The sequence below is a fragment of the Shewanella vaxholmensis genome, assembly GCF_031932135.1.
GTDB lineage: Bacteria > Pseudomonadota > Gammaproteobacteria > Enterobacterales > Shewanellaceae > Shewanella > Shewanella hafniensis.
Window position 1 is genome coordinate 177,068 of record NZ_JAUOEV010000005.1, and the last position, 16,771, is coordinate 193,838.

The 16,771-nt window shown below is 46.4% G+C and carries 16 protein-coding genes; 13 read left to right on the top strand and 3 right to left on the bottom strand.

The window, feature by feature from the left end; all coding sequences use genetic code 11:
* Nucleotides 1–126: 126 nt before the first annotated feature.
* Nucleotides 127–3,543, bottom strand: a complete 3,417-nt coding sequence (gene rne, locus Q4Q46_RS07050) for a ribonuclease E (protein ID WP_311901076.1) — start codon at nt 3,541–3,543, stop codon at nt 127–129.
* Between the two features lie 542 nt (nt 3,544–4,085).
* On the opposite strand from rne, the gene rluC reads away from it, so the two are divergent.
* On the top strand, nt 4,086–5,045 hold the full coding sequence (rluC, locus tag Q4Q46_RS07055) for a 23S rRNA pseudouridine(955/2504/2580) synthase RluC (protein WP_049821723.1): 960 nt from the start codon (nt 4,086–4,088) through the stop codon (nt 5,043–5,045).
* A gap of 22 nt (nt 5,046–5,067) precedes the next feature.
* The gene (locus tag Q4Q46_RS07060; RefSeq protein ID WP_311901073.1) at nt 5,068–5,784 is read left to right on the top strand and encodes an HAD family hydrolase; all 717 of its coding nucleotides are present in this window, start codon (nt 5,068–5,070) and stop codon (nt 5,782–5,784) included.
* A 196-nt stretch (nt 5,785–5,980) separates the two neighbouring features.
* Here Q4Q46_RS07060 and Q4Q46_RS07065 read toward each other — a convergent pair whose 3' ends face one another.
* Nucleotides 5,981–6,565, bottom strand: a complete 585-nt coding sequence (locus tag Q4Q46_RS07065; protein WP_311905584.1) for a Maf family protein — start codon at nt 6,563–6,565, stop codon at nt 5,981–5,983.
* 262 nt (nt 6,566–6,827) lie between these two features.
* Here Q4Q46_RS07065 and yceD point away from each other — a divergent pair, with 262 nt between their 5' ends.
* The 11 genes from yceD to Q4Q46_RS07120 all read left to right on the top strand — a co-directional run bounded on the left by yceD (nt 6,828) and on the right by Q4Q46_RS07120 (nt 15,553).
* A complete protein-coding gene (gene yceD / locus Q4Q46_RS07070) occupies nt 6,828–7,352 on the top strand; it encodes a 23S rRNA accumulation protein YceD (RefSeq protein ID WP_106650215.1) in 525 nt (174 codons plus the stop codon).
* A 16-nt stretch (nt 7,353–7,368) separates the two neighbouring features.
* On the top strand, nt 7,369–7,539 hold the full coding sequence (gene rpmF, locus Q4Q46_RS07075; protein ID WP_006081226.1) for a 50S ribosomal protein L32: 171 nt from the start codon (nt 7,369–7,371) through the stop codon (nt 7,537–7,539).
* 15 nt (nt 7,540–7,554) lie between these two features.
* Nucleotides 7,555–8,583 carry a phosphate acyltransferase PlsX gene (gene plsX, locus Q4Q46_RS07080; protein ID WP_220592683.1) on the top strand — a complete coding sequence of 343 codons (1,029 nt, stop codon included), beginning with the start codon at nt 7,555–7,557 and terminating at the stop codon, nt 8,581–8,583.
* A gap of 9 nt (nt 8,584–8,592) precedes the next feature.
* Complete coding sequence (locus Q4Q46_RS07085) at nt 8,593–9,552, top strand: beta-ketoacyl-ACP synthase III (protein ID WP_311905585.1); 960 nt, start codon at nt 8,593–8,595, stop codon at nt 9,550–9,552.
* A gap of 60 nt (nt 9,553–9,612) precedes the next feature.
* Nucleotides 9,613–10,539 carry an ACP S-malonyltransferase gene (gene fabD / locus Q4Q46_RS07090; protein ID WP_311905586.1) on the top strand — a complete coding sequence of 309 codons (927 nt, stop codon included), beginning with the start codon at nt 9,613–9,615 and terminating at the stop codon, nt 10,537–10,539.
* 9 nt (nt 10,540–10,548) lie between these two features.
* Nucleotides 10,549–11,295, top strand: a complete 747-nt coding sequence (fabG, locus tag Q4Q46_RS07095; protein WP_006081230.1) for a 3-oxoacyl-ACP reductase FabG — start codon at nt 10,549–10,551, stop codon at nt 11,293–11,295.
* 164 nt (nt 11,296–11,459) lie between these two features.
* Nucleotides 11,460–11,693 carry an acyl carrier protein gene (gene acpP / locus Q4Q46_RS07100; RefSeq protein WP_006081231.1) on the top strand — a complete coding sequence of 78 codons (234 nt, stop codon included), beginning with the start codon at nt 11,460–11,462 and terminating at the stop codon, nt 11,691–11,693.
* A 236-nt stretch (nt 11,694–11,929) separates the two neighbouring features.
* Complete coding sequence (gene fabF, locus Q4Q46_RS07105; protein WP_311901069.1) at nt 11,930–13,168, top strand: beta-ketoacyl-ACP synthase II; 1,239 nt, start codon at nt 11,930–11,932, stop codon at nt 13,166–13,168.
* Nucleotides 13,169–13,402: 234 nt separating this feature from the next.
* The gene (locus Q4Q46_RS07110; protein ID WP_012088890.1) at nt 13,403–13,771 is read left to right on the top strand and encodes a hypothetical protein; all 369 of its coding nucleotides are present in this window, start codon (nt 13,403–13,405) and stop codon (nt 13,769–13,771) included.
* Nucleotides 13,772–13,889: 118 nt separating this feature from the next.
* A complete protein-coding gene (locus Q4Q46_RS07115) occupies nt 13,890–14,369 on the top strand; it encodes an acyl-CoA thioesterase (protein ID WP_105252855.1) in 480 nt (159 codons plus the stop codon).
* Nucleotides 14,370–14,677: 308 nt separating this feature from the next.
* A complete protein-coding gene (locus Q4Q46_RS07120; protein ID WP_311905587.1) occupies nt 14,678–15,553 on the top strand; it encodes an NAD(P)-dependent oxidoreductase in 876 nt (291 codons plus the stop codon).
* Nucleotides 15,554–15,835: 282 nt separating this feature from the next.
* Here the strand turns inward: Q4Q46_RS07120 and Q4Q46_RS07125 are convergent, their stop codons facing one another.
* A complete protein-coding gene (locus tag Q4Q46_RS07125) occupies nt 15,836–16,684 on the bottom strand; it encodes a D-hexose-6-phosphate mutarotase (RefSeq protein ID WP_311905588.1) in 849 nt (282 codons plus the stop codon).
* Between the last annotated feature and the right edge of the window lie 87 nt (nt 16,685–16,771).

Here is a 16,771-nt window from a genome sequence, read left to right on the forward strand (position 1 = left end):
GGATAAAAATAAGGCGCGAATACTAACAAAAAAATGGATTGAGCTAAACCTTAAATATAGTGTGAGTTTTACGATAGAAATAAAAAAGCCACGCAATCGCATGGCTTTTCTGACTAACTAAAGTGGTTATGGACGAGCCATATCCGACTCAGCACCGTTAGTGAGTTTAATTTTGGCGGTAGGCTCTTCGGTTGCAGTATTCTCATACTCGCGTCCTTTAGGCACTGCCACTTGCTCTCTCACTTCAACTACAGGCTTGGTCATATCCGAAGACACCATAGAACCAAAACGGCTTGCGGCTTTCGGCTTGTTGACTACAAGGGCGTCAGTGATTTGCGGATTCACTGTCGTTGGGGCCACTTGCACTGTTGCTTGAGGCTTAGCGATAGCAGCAGGTTTTGCCATTGGAGCAGAGGCTGCAGCTTTAATCGCTTCTTTAACTTCAACACTTGGTGCAACGCTTGGCTCTACAGCAGTTTCAGTCTTAGCCACTTCAACTTTAGCCGCAGCTGGTGTAACCGCTGGGCTTTCAACTACAGGGGCGTTACCCACTTCGGTTTCTACTGCAACGCTGGCTACTGGAGCTTCAACGACTGGTGCAACGTCAATTTTCACTTCAACCGTTTTTGGCGCATCCGCTTCAGTGGCTTTAGTCTCAACTTGCTGAGTTTCGACTGATGCAACGTCACTTGCTGGCGTTTCAACTTTCGCCTCAGCTTTAACGACTGCAGGAGCTTCAACAACAGGTGCTTCGCTAGCTTGTGCTGTTTCTACTTCAACGGACTTAGCAGTTACTTGAGTTTCAGTCACTGCATCTGTTTTAGTCGCAACAACTGGCGCTTCTACACGGACACTGGCGACTTCGCTTGGATACTCTTGGTCAGCACCCAATTCATCGTTAGGGATGAATTGCGCTGGCGTTGATGTACCTTGGTCATCTTCGTCGCGACGACGGCGTTGACCCGCTGCACGAAGGTGACGCGGGCTTCGACGGCTACGACGTTGACCATCTCTTTGCTCGCGTTTTGCTTGATCATCAGCAGTTTCGCTTTCAGTATCAATTGCGTCGTTATCTTGCGATATCGCATCCATAGGTGCTGTAACATCAGCTGTAACCACTTCAGTTTGTTCAGCTGTTATCACTGGCTCAACTGCTGGGGCTTCAGTTTCTGTAGAAATTATCGCTTTTTCTTCTACTGCAATATTTTCTGGCGCTTCTTGAACAGGTGCCGTTTCTTTACGAGGCTGACGACGTGTTCTTGGTGCTTTTGTTTCAGTTGGTGCTTGGACAACTTCAGTTTTAGTGTCAACACTGATAGTGCTCGCCGCCGCGGCGTTAACGGCAGCAATCTCAGCTAATACTTCAGCGGCATCTTCTGGTGCAATTGGAATAGCATTATCTGGCGTGTTATGGCCATTATCGATACGCACCTTACGGCGCATGTTACGACGTTGACGACGTTCACGGGCGACTTCTTGCTTAGGTGCATCGGCTTCTACGTCAGCAACCACGTCTTTTGGTGCTTGTACACGTGGCTTAGGTTCGGATCGCGCTGGACGTTTAGTTTCTTCTTTCTCACGAACAGGACGTTCTTGAGCGCTTGTATTTACCGCTGCATCGGCCGGTTTTTTCGAATTACGGCTGCGTGGCTCACGAGTGCCTTCTTTTGCTTTGTCGGCATCTTGGGCATTACGTGGGCGGCGAGTATCGTTGCGACGGTTACGGCGGTTAGCGTTAGCTGCACTGGTATCGGTTGTTTTAGTTTCAACAACTTTTACGGGTTCTGCTTTTTCGCTTGGTGCAAACATAGCACTGATTGCACTCACAAGCTTGCTGAAGAAACCTGGTTGTGGCGCTTCAACTTTCACCGTTGGTGATGGGGCTTGTTCCACTTTCTGTGGCGCGGCAAACCCTTTTAATGCCGGAATAGGCGCTGCGGTACGTTCCAGTTTACGTGGCTCATACAATTTAGCTTCAGGCTGTTCGATACGCTTATAGCTCGATTCGCTGATTTCATCATCACTACGGTGACGGATCACGCGATAATCTGGCGTCATCATGTGCGCATCAGGTATCACATATACTTCGACATCGTGACGTTGCTCTGTGATGCGAATGGCTTTGCGTTTCTCGTTTAACAAGAATGCCGCCACATCGACAGGTACAATGGCTTCGATTTGCGAGGTGTTTTCTTTGATGGCTTCTTCTTCCATCAAACGTAAAATCGACAGTGCTAAAGACTCAGTACTGCGAATTGTGCCTTGGCCATGACAGCGAGGGCAGATGTGTGCCGCTGATTCTTCGAGTGATGGGCGTAGACGTTGACGCGACATTTCCATCAAACCGAAACGAGAAATACGGCCTAATTGCACACGGGCACGGTCGTGGTGAACTGCATCACGTAAGCGGTTTTCAACTTCACGCTGATGGCGCACAGGCGTCATATCGATAAAGTCGATCACCACTAATCCACCTAAGTCACGTAGACGTAATTGACGGGCAATTTCATCGGCGGCTTCAAGGTTAGTGTTCAGCGCAGTCTCTTCAATATCGCCGCCTTTAGTGGCACGGGCAGAGTTGATATCGATTGAGGTTAAGGCTTCCGTTGGGTCGATAACAATCGACCCACCAGATGGCAGACGCACTTCGCGTTGGAAAGCGGATTCGATTTGCGATTCAATTTGGAAGTGAGTAAATAATGGCACTTCGGCTTCGTAAAGTTTTACGCGCTCGACGAAATCTGGGCGAACTAAGGCGATATGTTGCTTAGCTTCTTCGTAAATACGTGGGTGGTCGATGAGGATCTCGCCTACATCACGACGTAAATAGTCACGAATAGCGCGCACAATCACGTTGCTTTCTTGATGAATTAAGAAAGGAGCGCCTTTAACTTGTGAAGCTTCGGTGATAGCAGCCCAGTGGTGTTGCAGAACTTTTAAGTCCCACTTTAATTCGGCTGATTCTTTGCCTACACCGGCAGTACGAACGATAAGCCCCATGCCCGCTGGCACTTCTAAATCGGCCATTGCTTCTTTTAACTCAGTACGCTCATCACCTTCGATGCGACGAGAAATCCCGCCTGCACGTGGGTTGTTTGGCATTAATACTAAGTAAGAGCCTGCAAGGCTGATGAAGGTCGTTAAGGCTGCGCCTTTATTGCCGCGTTCTTCTTTGTCAATTTGGACAATAACTTCCTGTCCTTCACTGACCACTTCTTTGATATTTGGGCGACCTTGAAATGAATACCCTTTCGGGAAATATTCTCTGGCGATTTCTTTTAGTGGTAAAAAGCCGTGACGATCAGCACCGTAGTCAACGAAAGCGGCTTCTAAAGACGGTTCTACGCGGGTAATTTTACCTTTGTAAATGTTTGATTTTTTTTGCTCATGACCTGGACTTTCAATATCTAGATCATAAAGTTGTTGCCCATCAACAAGGGCAACACGCAACTCTTCTGATTGAGTTGCATTGATTAACATACGTTTCATGATGACGTCATTCTTCTTTAAATAGAGGTCATCAAACATCGCGCTTCGCTGCATTACGGGCCTAGCAGTAGGTCAACTGAGCCTCACGGCTGGTGGCTAGGCAAGAGGTGCGCATTGCTGTTAGACGCAGTCGCTGCGTGTCGCATCCTATTTATGGCTTATTTTTTAATGATTACAAAAACAAGGAATTCGTTGTAAAACATCAACCAACCCCATAAATTCTTTAGTTTCTTTCCGGTAATGCCCAAGTCGAATCGGTTTGTCTGACGACAAGTTAAAATATCCTTCGAAATCGGGGAGGAAAATCTAGGGTAAACCTTATTAAAGTAAGGCGACTTTCTCGATTTAATCGTAAAAAACGCATTTGTGGTATTTTTACTTATTATACGATTTGCAAATCAATGACTTGCTATCAGGAAAGTGTTTTTTTATCCGTTAAATTTTCCGCTTGGGATCAGGGCGTTGTGAACACTTTATTCACGGCTTATCCCTAATCGCTGGTGAAATATAGCAATAATCAAAAAATTCAGCAATGGAAAGGCACAATTCTTCTCAGTTGTTGTACAATGGCGACCGTTATAATTAGATGGCGCATCATGAATATAGAATCCACCCCACAACAGGTTCAGTTGATCACGATTGATGAAGATCACTTCGAACAGCGTATCGATAACTACTTAATGACCAAGCTGAAGGGCGTGCCGAAAAGCATGATCTATCGGATTGTCCGCAAGGGCGAAGTTCGAGTAAATAAGAAACGCATCAAACCCGAGTATAAGTTGCAGATTGGTGACATAGTACGTATTCCGCCTGTCCGAGTGGCAGAGCCAGATAATCGTACCGCGCCATCGGCGAACTTAAGCAAAGTTTCGCAACTCGAAGACCGTATTCTGCACGAAGACAATCATTTGATCGTGTTGAATAAACCTGCAGGCATTGCTGTGCATGGCGGTAGTGGTGTCGATTACGGTGTGATTGAAGCCCTGCGTTCGCTGCGCCCTCAACAGAAGTTTTTAGAGTTAGTACATCGTCTCGATAAAGATACTTCGGGTGTGTTGTTGGTGGCGAAAAAACGTAGTGCGCTTAAACATCTGCATGATCAGCTTCGATATAAAAAGATGCAGAAAGACTATTTGGCTTTAGTGAAAGGTGAATGGTCAGCACAAGATAAAGCCGTTAAACAGCCTTTATTAAAAATCACCCTAAAATCCGGTGAACGCATTGTACGTGTTAATGCGGAAGGGAAACCTTCAGAAACGCGCTTTAAAATTATGCAGCGTTACCAAGGTTGTACGCTTGTGAAGGCAAGCCCTGTCACTGGGCGGACTCACCAAATTCGGGTGCATTGCCAATTTGCGGGTCATCCTATCGCCTGTGATGATAAATACAGCGAGCAAGGGTTTGATGACAGCATGCGTTCATTAGGCTTAACTCGACTCTTTTTACATGCGGCTGAGTTGATGTTTATTCATCCAGAAAATGATGAAGTGATGCGGGTCTCTGCGCCTTTAGATGAAAATTTGTCGCAATTACTCGATAAGTTAAAGCGTGCGTAATTAACAGGGATAGGTTTCAAGGATGAAGATAAAGCAATACGATTTAGTGATTTTCGATTGGGATGGCACTCTGATGGATTCCATCGGTAAAATTATCACTTGTATTGAAAATATGGCTAGGGCATTGCAGTTACCTATCCCAAGCGAAAGCGATATTCGCGATATTATCGGTCTTTCTATGACAGAAGCGCTGCGAGTCCTGTTTCCTCAGGGACTCAATCTCAGCGCTTCTTCTGTATATTCTCAGCCTCAACATCCTAAAAATGCATTTGGTCAAGGCAAAGATGATCAATATCAGCAGATGCGCGCCGAGTTTAAAGCGCAATATTTGCATTTAGACGCCACGCCAACACCGCTCTTTGCACAAGCGCCCCTTTTAATTGACGAGTTACATACTCAAGGTTATCAATTAGCCGTTGCAACCGGTAAGGCCCGTGCGGGACTTGATCGCGTTTTTGAGCAAACGGGCTTAGGTCGATACTTTGTTGCGTCACGCTGCGCCGATGAAGTGCACAGTAAACCCCATCCTGAAATGATCTCAAGCTTACTGAAAGAATTGAATATTGCACCGAGCAGAGCTTTAATGGTGGGTGATTCTCTGCTGGATTTAACCATGGCGGCCAATGCAGGTATTGATAGCGTTGGTGTGACCTATGGCGCTCACAGTGCCGAAACGCTGCTGCGGGCGAAACCTATTGCCTTGATTGATTCACCTGCGCAATTGCTGCAATACCTCTAGCATTGCTATTTAGTGCTGAAGCGGCAATACATGCCGCTAGGCATGAGTACTTGCTGGTTACCTTTATTTACGTCCCATCTTTTCCGTCAATGAAACGAATCTGCTGCTCGGCATTTTGGGGTGCGCTTAATCGATTTAATAGACAGAGCACGCTGAGCAAAACCTCAGTAAACGAATAAGCTAACGTGTAAGCCGGTTAAGCGAGAACGTCTACACCTTGGGCCAACAGCATTTCTGTCAGTAATATCAGTGGTAAGCCAACTAAGGTATTCGGATCGCGACCTTCAAGCTCGGTAAATAACGCTATGCCTAAGCCTTCACTCTTAAAACTGCCCGCGCAGTAGTAGGGCTGTTCTTTTTCTATGTAGGCGACAATCTGTGCATGGCTAAGATGCCTGAAATGAACCGTAAAGGGTTCAACCTCGGCGGCCATGGCGCCCGTTTCGGCGTTGTAAAGTGCAAGACCCGTATAAAAGGTGATGGTTTTACCAGAGGCTTGGGTGAGCTGCGCGACGGCATTGTCAAAATGATGTGGCTTACCAATAATCTTGCCATCAATGACGGCAACTTGATCGGAGCCAATAATCAGCCCCTCGGGGAATTGTTCTGCACCTGCGACGGCTTTTGCTTGGGCTAATCGAAGCACTAAGGCATGGGCCGATTCATCGATATACGCTGTTTCGTCAATATCAGGATTACAGCATTCGAAGGGAAGACCGAGTTTCTGCAGTAAAGATTGTCGGTATACAGAGGTCGAAGCTAATATCAATCGGGTTGGCATAATGGGGTATCCGCAAAAGAGTGACTCATATTGTGACCAATCTGCGCGAGAGAGTGCAAGAATTTTGTCTTTTACGGTTTCTTTTCAGCGAATGCGGCTATTTTAGTCGGCTTATGCTTGTATGCGACCTCGTGCTTGGGTAATATTTCGCTTCCGTCAATTTCAATGTTGGGGCTGGAGAAAGGCTTAAGTCGCAAACTGGGACTTAAGTTAGTAATTTTTCTTTGACTCTAGCGTTTTCAAACTATAATATGCGCGCCTTATGCAAACAGTAAAGATACCGGTTTCAATTGATCCTATCCGCGCCGCCTCGAGCTGCTCCTCTTATCAGGGGATAGTGCCTGGGCAGCAATTGAAAAGATTAAATGAGTTATGTGCCGGCGACTGTTCCGATGTGGCAGTGTCGCTTGAATGTGGCGTAGATTTACAGGGGATAGTCTACCTGAAAGGGAAGGCTGTGACGGAGCTCACTCTGATATGTCAACGTTGCATGACACTATTTACCACTGAGGTTACGGTCGAGTTTTGCTTCGGTCCATGCCGGACTAAGGCAGAAATCGATGAGCTCCCGGATGCGTATGACCCAATTGAGTGCAATGAAATTGGCGAAGTGCGTCTACATCAATTGATCGAAGATGAATTGATAGTCGCTATGCCGATAATCCCAATGCATCAAGAAATTGATTGCAGTGCGGGATCTAAAGACATGGTTGTAGGCGAGATCGAACCCGCTCAAGAGGAGCGTCCAAATCCGTTTGCAGTGTTAGAAAAACTGAAGAGCAAGTAATCTAGGAGACAGGCCAATGGCTGTACAACAGAACAAAAAATCACGTTCAAAGCGCGGAATGCGCCGTTCACATGACGCACTGAGCACTGCTCAGCTGTCTGTAGACGCTACCAGCGGTGAAATCCATATGCGTCACAATGTGACTGCAGATGGCTTCTATCGCGGTAAAAAGGTAATCAACAAGTAATTTGTTGGTTTCCTAATGACGAATCTGACGCTTGCGTTAGATGCAATGGGTGGTGATCATGGCCCCCACGTCACGGTGCCTGCAGCCTTGCGGGCACTAAAATTACATTCTTTTCTTAAAATCATTTTAGTCGGTGACAAGACTGAAATTGATGTCTATCTACGTCAAACCGAAGCAAATCTACTTTCACGCATAGAAATCATTCATACCGATGAAGTCGTTAGTATGTCCGATCGACCTGTGCATGCTTTGCGTACACGTAAAAACAGTTCCATGCGATTGGCGATTGAGTTAGTGCGTGACGACCGCGCGCAAGCGTGTGTGAGTGCCGGTAACACAGGTGCGTTAATGGCAATGGCGAAAGTATTGCTGAAGACTTTACCTGGCGTTGACCGTCCCGCCTTAGTGAGTTGTTTACCTGCCGTAACGCAGAAACCTGTTTATTTGTTGGATTTAGGCGCGAATATTTCCTGTGACTCGGAAACCTTATTTCAATTTGCTGTGATGGGCTCAGTCCTGTGCGAAGCGGTAGATAAGAAATCTCGGCCAAAAGTCGCTTTGCTCAATGTGGGCATTGAAGAGATTAAAGGTAACGATCAAGTTCAGCAAGCGGCGCAGTTACTGCAACACACAGAACAAATCAATTACACGGGTTTTATCGAAGGGGATGAAATCTACTCCGGTAATGTGGATGTCATTGTTTGTGATGGCTTTGTGGGTAACATCACGCTTAAAACCTCCGAAGGCATTGCCAAATTATTGGTACATCAGTTAAAACGGGGACTAACCCAAGGTTTATTTGTTCGTTTTCTGGCTAAACTTATCGCCCCACGTATTCAGGCGGTCCTTAGTCAGATGAACCCCGACCACTATAACGGTGCAAGTCTGATAGGATTGCGCGGAATAGTTGTAAAAAGCCATGGAAACGCGGATGAAACTGCCTATTTACAAGCAATTAGTTTGGCAGTAACGGAAGCTCAACGTCGACTCCCTGAAATGATAAAAGATCGTTTGGAGTCGATTCTTTTAGATATAAATAACTGATCCCTCCTTATGCATACAAAAATTCTCGGAACTGGTAGTTATCTGCCAGTGCAGGTGCGTAGCAATCAAGATTTGGAACAAATGGTGGAAACCAGTGACCAATGGATTGTTGAACGTACAGGTATATCAGAACGTCGCATCGCGGCCTTCGATGAAACCGTTTCAACTATGGGCTACCAAGCGGCACTCAAAGCGCTGGAAATGGCTGGCATAGAAGCATCAGATTTAGACATGATCGTTTGCGGCACCACCAGTGCCCCCAATGCTTTTCCAGCAGCGGCATGTGAAATCCAAGCCATGCTTGGCGTGCATACCATTCCAGCATTTGACATCGCTGCGGCTTGCTCAGGCTTTGTTTATGCTTTATCTGTCGCCGATCAATTTGTAAAAACGGGCGCGGCTAAAAAAGTATTAGTGATTGGTGCCGATGTGCTGTCTCGACTATGTGAGCCAGAAGATCGTTCAACCATTATTTTATTTGGTGATGGTGCGGGCGCCGTTGTGATTGGCGCATCTGAAACGCCAGGGATCATTTCGACCCACATTTATGCCGATGGTCGCCAAGGCGACTTATTGAAATGCGCATTTCCACCACGTAAAGGCGAAACCTCTGAAGCGGTCGGCTTTATGACCATGAAAGGTAACGATGTCTTTAAAGTGGCTGTGACTCAATTATCCCATGTTGTGACAGAGACCTTGCGCATTAACAATATCGATAAGTCAGAAATTGACTGGTTAGTCCCACATCAAGCTAATTTCCGTATTATTAATGCCACCGCGAAAAAGCTCGATATGAGTCTCGATAAAGTCGTATTGACCTTAGCTAAACACGGTAATACCTCGGCGGCCTCTGTGCCTATCGCATTAGATGAAGCCGTGCGTGATGGCCGTATTCAGCGTGGGCAACTCCTGCTGCTCGAGGCCTTTGGTGCTGGTTTTGCGTGGGGTAGTGCGCTTATCCGCTTCTAAGCTCTACATGTGTTTCCACATGATTTTCAATAAATTAAGTTAGCCATAGGTAATTTGAATATGGAAAATGTTGCTTTTGTATTTCCAGGCCAAGGTTCACAAGCTCTAGGCATGTTAGCCGAGCTTGCCGAATCACACGCCGTTGTTGGGCAAACCTTTGCCGAGGCGAGTGACGTCTTAGGTTATGACCTGTGGGTATTGGTTCAGCAAGGTCCCGTTGAAAGCTTAAATGAAACCGATAAAACCCAGCCAGCCCTATTAGCGGCGAGCGTGGCGATTTGGCGTGCCTACGTGGCTTCAGGTAAATCTATGCCGGCCATGTTAGCGGGTCACAGCCTAGGCGAATATTCTGCTTTAGTGTGCGCCGGAGTCATGGATTTTAAAGACGCAATTAAGTTGGTGGAATTACGCGGTCAGCTGATGCAGCAAGCGGTTCCCGCTGGCACAGGCGCAATGTATGCCATTATTGGGTTAGACAATGACGGTATCGCCAATGCCTGCGCCGAAGCGGCTCAAGGTGACGTGGTGAGCCCTGTCAACTTCAACAGTCCTGGTCAAGTGGTTATCGCGGGTCAAAAAGACGCCGTTGAGCGCGCTGCTGCAGCTTGTAAAGCTGCGGGTGCTAAAATGGCGGTGGCTTTACCTGTCAGCGTGCCATCACACTGCGCATTAATGAAACCTGCGGCGGATAAACTGGCCGTGGCATTAAATGATGTACAGTTTAATGCCCCAACGATTACTGTGATTAATAACGTTGATGTGGCATCACCCACCTCTGCTGATGACATTAAAGATGCATTAGTACGTCAGTTATATTGTCCTGTCCGCTGGAGCGAAACTGTTGAATTAATGGCCCAAAAAGGCATTACCCAACTGGTGGAATGTGGTCCTGGTAAAGTATTGACAGGATTAGCAAAACGAATTAATAAATCACTATCAGCCCAAGCGGTTAATGATGTTGCTTCATTAGCAGCATTAACTGAGTAAGGAGTTTATATGAGTTTCAACCTGAATTTAACTGGCAAAGTGGCTTTGGTGACTGGTGCGAGCCGCGGTATTGGCCGTGCGATCGCTGAAACACTGGTCGAAGCCGGTGCTGTGGTTATTGGAACCGCAACCAGTGAGAAGGGCGCTGCGGCTATCCAAGAATATCTGGGTGACAAAGGTTTTGGTTTAGTGCTTAATGTCACAGATAGTGAATCTGTTACACATTTATTCGCCTCGATCAAAGAAAAAGCCGGTGATGTTGATATTCTAGTCAACAACGCGGGTATAACCCGTGATAATCTGCTGATGCGGATGAAAGATGATGAATGGCAGGATATTATCGACACTAACCTGACATCGTTATTTAGACTATCAAAACCTGTGATGCGTACCATGATGAAAAAGCGCTTTGGCCGAATCATCAATATCGGTTCAGTGGTAGGCACCATGGGCAATGCAGGTCAAGTTAACTACTCGGCAGCAAAGGCAGGTTTGATTGGATTTACAAAATCTCTTGCAAGAGAGGTTGCATCTCGTCAAATTACAGTTAATGCTATCGCTCCTGGATTTATCCAGACCGATATGACAGATGAGCTGACCGAAGAGCAGCAAAAAGCTATCATGTCACAGGTTCCGATGGAACGATTAGGGCAAGCGCAAGAAATTGCCAATGCAGTGCTCTTTTTGGCCTCGGACTCAGCCGCTTACATCACAGGCGAAACTTTGCATGTGAATGGCGGCATGTACATGGTTTAAGGGCGAATGGCAGGGATTTCTGTCGCAACTGAGTAGTGATCTGTATCAATTGATAGTGAAATTTCGTGGTTAGACCACGAAAACTAAGCTTGCATTGTCAGCCAAATCTAATAAACTACTCGCAATCTTACGCAAGTGCGTAATTTGAATAGGAAAGAAAACTAATGAGCAACATCGAAGAACGTGTAAAGAAAATCATTGTAGAGCAACTGGGCGTTAAAGAAGAAGACGTTAAGCCAGCGGCATCTTTCGTTGACGATCTGGGTGCAGATTCTCTGGACACTGTTGAGTTGGTTATGGCTCTGGAAGAAGAGTTTGATACCGAGATCCCTGATGAAGAAGCTGAAAAGATCACTACTGTTCAAGCAGCGATCGACTACGTTTCTAAGAATCAGTAATTCTGAATTCTTGAAGACAGGCGGCATTTTTGCCGCCTGTTTTTGTTTTACCCCCGTCAAATTCTGCCTCCGTGCCATTCAATCGTCTCTGGATCGTGTTTTAATTGTTATCCACGAGATGCTCGCCGCAGATTGGCGAATTGTTCTAAATAAAGTTATTTAAGAAATTGTCTAATGATAGAAAGCCTTGTTTTATCTATCAGAACTAAAAAATTTAGCATTTAAAGGTGACTGCCGTGTCTAAACGTCGTGTAGTGGTAACCGGTTTGGGGTTAGTAACTCCAGTGGGCAATACTGTCGATACTACTTGGAAGGCTTTGCTTTCGGGTAAGAGTGGTATTGCACCGATAACCAAATTTGATGCCAGTGAATTTACCACTCGTTTCAGTGGTTCAGTAAAAGATTTCGATATTGAGCAATACTTAACGAAAAAAGATGCCCGTAAGATGGACCTCTTTATTCAATACGGTATGGCGGCTGGCATTCAAGCTATCCAAGACTCAGGTCTGGATATGAGCAAAGAAAACCCAGGTCGTGTCGGTACTGCTATTGGTGCAGGTATGGGCGGTATGTGGTTAATTGAACAAAACCACAGCGCATTGATGAATGGTGGCCCGCGTAAGGTTTCTCCTTTCTTTGTACCTAGCACTATCATCAATATGATTTCGGGCCACTTGTCGATCATGTTTGGCATGAAAGGACCCAATTTCGCCGTGACGACCGCTTGTACTACGGGCGTGCACAATATCGGTTTTGCGGCGCGTACCATTGCCTATGGCGATGCAGACGTGATGGTTGCGGGCGGTGCTGAGGATGTCACTTCTCCTTTAGGCGTGGCAGGTTTTGGTGCTGCGAAAGCATTATCGACACGCAATGACGATCCGACTGCGGCAAGTCGTCCATGGGATAAAGACCGTGATGGTTTTGTGATCGGTGACGGTGCGGGCGTGATGGTGATGGAAGAGTACGAACACGCTAAAGCGCGCGGTGCGACCATTTACGGCGAGTTAGTCGGTTTTGGTATGAGCGGTGATGCTTTCCACATGACATCGCCTCCAAGCGACGGTGCTGGCGCTGCTGCGGCTATGGTCAATGCCATTAATGACGCTAAGTTATCACTGGAGCAAATTGGCTATATCAACGCCCACGGTACGTCGACGCCAGCGGGTGATAAAGCAGAAGCGGCAGCGGTTAAGTCTGTATTTGGCGACCACGCCTATAAAGTACTGGTTAGCTCGACTAAATCGATGACGGGTCACCTCTTAGGTGCTGCTGGTGCAGTTGAAGCGATTTTCACCTTACTAGCACTGCGCGACCAAGCCGTACCGCCAACCATCAACTTGGATAATCCAGATGAAGGTTGTGATTTAGACTTTGTCGCCCACACTGCCCGTGACGTGAAGATGGATTACGCTCTGTGTAATTCCTTCGGCTTTGGTGGGACTAACGGTTCATTACTGTTTAAGAAAGTGTAAAACTTGCATTGATAGTGAGAAAAAGACAGTGAAGAAATGCGCCTGAGGGCGCATTTTTTATGGATAAAATCCATTGAGATTGTGAATTGAGTAGCATTATTTCACGCCTTTATTGTGATAAGAATCACTTTCTAACTAACTGATATCCATAACGTTAACCTTTGTTCATCAAGCTTGTTTAATTCTATTGGCCACAGATAATGACAGATATATTTAATCTTGATGGAGTGTGTCATGTTAAACCCTGCGGTGATCCCGCTTGTCCCCCTCATCGGCGCATTAACGGCCAATCTGACCGAATTGATCCGCGGTGAATTTAAAGTCTGGCACCCTAACATGGACATAGGGATCAAGACTTTTACCTTAGCAATAGCCGCTTATGTGGTCGTCTGGTTTGCCTTATTGGTGACGGCGATTAATGTCGGTGGCGACAGCAATATGTCCTCGGGTCTTGAAGTGCTGGGTTTCTTCATGCTTGGCTTAGGTGTGTACACTTTTGCGAAGGGCACACGATTTGTTAGCAGCGCGCTACAGCTATGGCTTTACCGCTTAGCCCTGCCGAGTTTACTGCTTTGCTGCGTGCTTATTAGTCACTTTGGTTAAATCGAATTCTTTGGCGAGGCCAATCGTAATTATCTTTACGCTATTGGGGATTTCTATCGTAAACTCAGCTTATTGCACGAAGACATTGAGCCACAGTGGCTGAATAAGTTGAGGTTATATGGCTGGTATCGATAGACAAAGTACCCTGAGATTTTTGTCAGAGCCTGCGGATGTAAATTTTGGTGGTAAAGTTCACGGTGGCGCTGTGATGAAGTGGATCGATCTCGCGGCCTATGCCTGTGCAGCGGGTTGGAGTGGTAAATATTGTATTACTGCTTATGCGGGCGGTATTCGTTTTGTGCAACCCATTTTGGTGGGCAATATCGTTGAAGTCAGCGCAAAAGTGATTTATACGGGTAAAACTTCTATGCATATCGGTATCGATGTGCGAGCGGGCGATCCTAAAGTTTCTGAGCGTCATCTCACCACCCATTGTATTGTGATCATGGTTGCAGTTGATGAAGATGGCCTACCTACGCCTGTGCCTGAGTGGATACCACAGACGGAACATGATATTCATTTGCGGGATTCTGCACTACGCTTGATGGAAATGCGTAAAAAGATTGGCGCCGAAATGGAAGCCCATGTGGTGAAATAGCCCCATAAATTAAATCAGCAAAGGCGCTTAAGGCGCCTTTGTTGTCTCTGCCGAAAAGTGCGTTTGCCTGTCGGTCCGATTTCAACCTGACGCTATGCGGGATGAATGCTAAACTGCCGCCATTATTTTTCACTGCCTATTTCCCTAAATAAACATCCGTAATTGAACCCATAGATTGAAACACTTACTGGCACTTTATTAGTATTTGTTGTTGAGGGTTTAGCGGTAACATATTGGGCAGACGAAATACAACTCGATTCAGCAATTTCTACTTGATTCACCTTGTTTACCTATTTGAGGATCACTTCATGGCAAAAGTCGCATTTATTGGTTTAGGCGTAATGGGATATCCCATGGCGAGGCATTTATTGAACAAAGGCCATGAGGTCACTGTTTATAATCGCACTTTTGCCAAGGCACAAATTTGGGTCGACACCTATGGCGGACGCTGCTGCCCAACGCCAAAGGAAGCGGCAGAGGGTCAAGATATTGTGTTTACTTGCGTGGGTAATGATAACGATCTGCGTGAAGTGGTATTAGGCAGTGATGGCGTTATTCATGGGATGAAAAAGGGCGCAGTGCTGGTTGACCATACTACGGCTTCGGCCGATGTCGCTCGTGAGCTTCATCAAGTGTTAGCGGAAAAGGGCATTGATTTCCTCGATGCGCCTGTGTCGGGCGGTCAAGCGGGCGCCGAAAATGGCGCCTTGACTGTGATGGTTGGCGGCGATGAAGCTGTGTTTGCCCGTGTTAAACCTGTGATTGAAGCCTTTGCCCGCTGCGCCGAGCGTTTAGGTGAGGTTGGTGCAGGTCAGTTAACTAAGATGGTGAACCAAATCTGTATCGCGGGCGTGGTGCAAGGTTTAGCTGAAGCATTACAGTTTGCGCGCAAGGCAGGACTCGATGGCAAGAAAGTGATTGAAGTGATCAGTAAAGGCGCGGCGCAAAGCTGGCAAATGGAAAATCGCTACAAAACCATGTGGGGCCAAAGCTATGATTTTGGTTTTGCCGTCGATTGGATGCGTAAAGATTTAGGTATCGCCTTAGAAGAAGCCCGCCGCAATGGTTCACACTTGCCATTAACCGCGTTAGTCGATCAATTCTATTCAGAAGTACAGGGCATGGGCGGTAACCGTTGGGATACGTCTAGCCTGTTGGCGCGCCTAGAGAAATCGGCGAAATAAGCTTTATCTTAAGTTTCATCGTTATAAAAACTGAGGTCTTGTAGTGATAGAAACTCTGGTTTCGAAGTGATAAAAACTTGGCTTTCGGAGTGATAAACACTCAGATTTCGCAGTGATAAAAATGCCCAGTCCCGATTGCGTTGGCAAATCGAACTGGGCATTTATGTTTGTATCGTTTTTTGACTAGGATTTAGAACTAGATATTAAGCTCTCGATTTTAAGCTCCAGATTTTAAGCTCCAGATTTTAAGCTCTAGATTTTAAGAACTAGGATATTAAATCGTTAGTCTTTCCAGCGAATATGCGTCACTAAACTGTGGGTTTCATCTGGGGCAAGCACGACTTTATCTTCTAAAACATTGGCCGCTTCTAGACAGACCATGGTCAAATAATCTTCTGGATTAAACCGGCCAAGGCGTTGTGACTTTTCAATCCATGGATTCCATAATACGGCGGACTGGCTGTTTTCACGGCTGACTTCGATTATTCCCTGCGGCGTATGCAATAATTGCACAGGGCCGAGATCGGTATAGACACGATCTGTCTCGCGATCAAAGCGCACTTCATCCGTGGTTTGTGGATAAGGCCCCTCAGCAAATTCGATGTATTTTGAGCCACTAAAACCGCTCGCTTTGAGTTGGTGGATATCCTCAATCGGGAAATAAGTGTGCAGCGCTTGGGTAAGCGTCACGGTTTCATCGCCTAAGTTGGTATTCACAAGACTGATGCTCAGGGTGTCGCCTAGGGTGAATAACACGCTGACTTGAGTGTTATGCGGCCAATAAATTTTATCTTGCTCACTGATCTTTAAGCTAAAACGTAAATCCACTAACTGATTACGCATTTCTACCGATTCCAGCGCCCAAATGCGGGTACGGGCGAAACCGTGTTGGGGGAAGTTTGCTTCACTACTCATGCCAAACCAAGGCCAGCATACGGGCACACCGCCACGGATCCCATTACCGGGTTGATAATCATCAGCCGATGAAACCCACAGCAAAGGTGGTTTTCCTACGGGTTGAAAATAGTCTATTTGCGCGCCCTGCAAAAAAATTCTTGCCTGACATAACGCCGTATTCACTTCGACATAATCGAGCCCGTTGGCGTGCTTTTTAGTAGTGACAGAACCCATAGTAGCAATATCCTTAACTCTGCTGGCATATCAGAAAAACAGGCAGTTAGCTTACAAAGTTTTCCGCGATAACATAAGGCTTTGTTG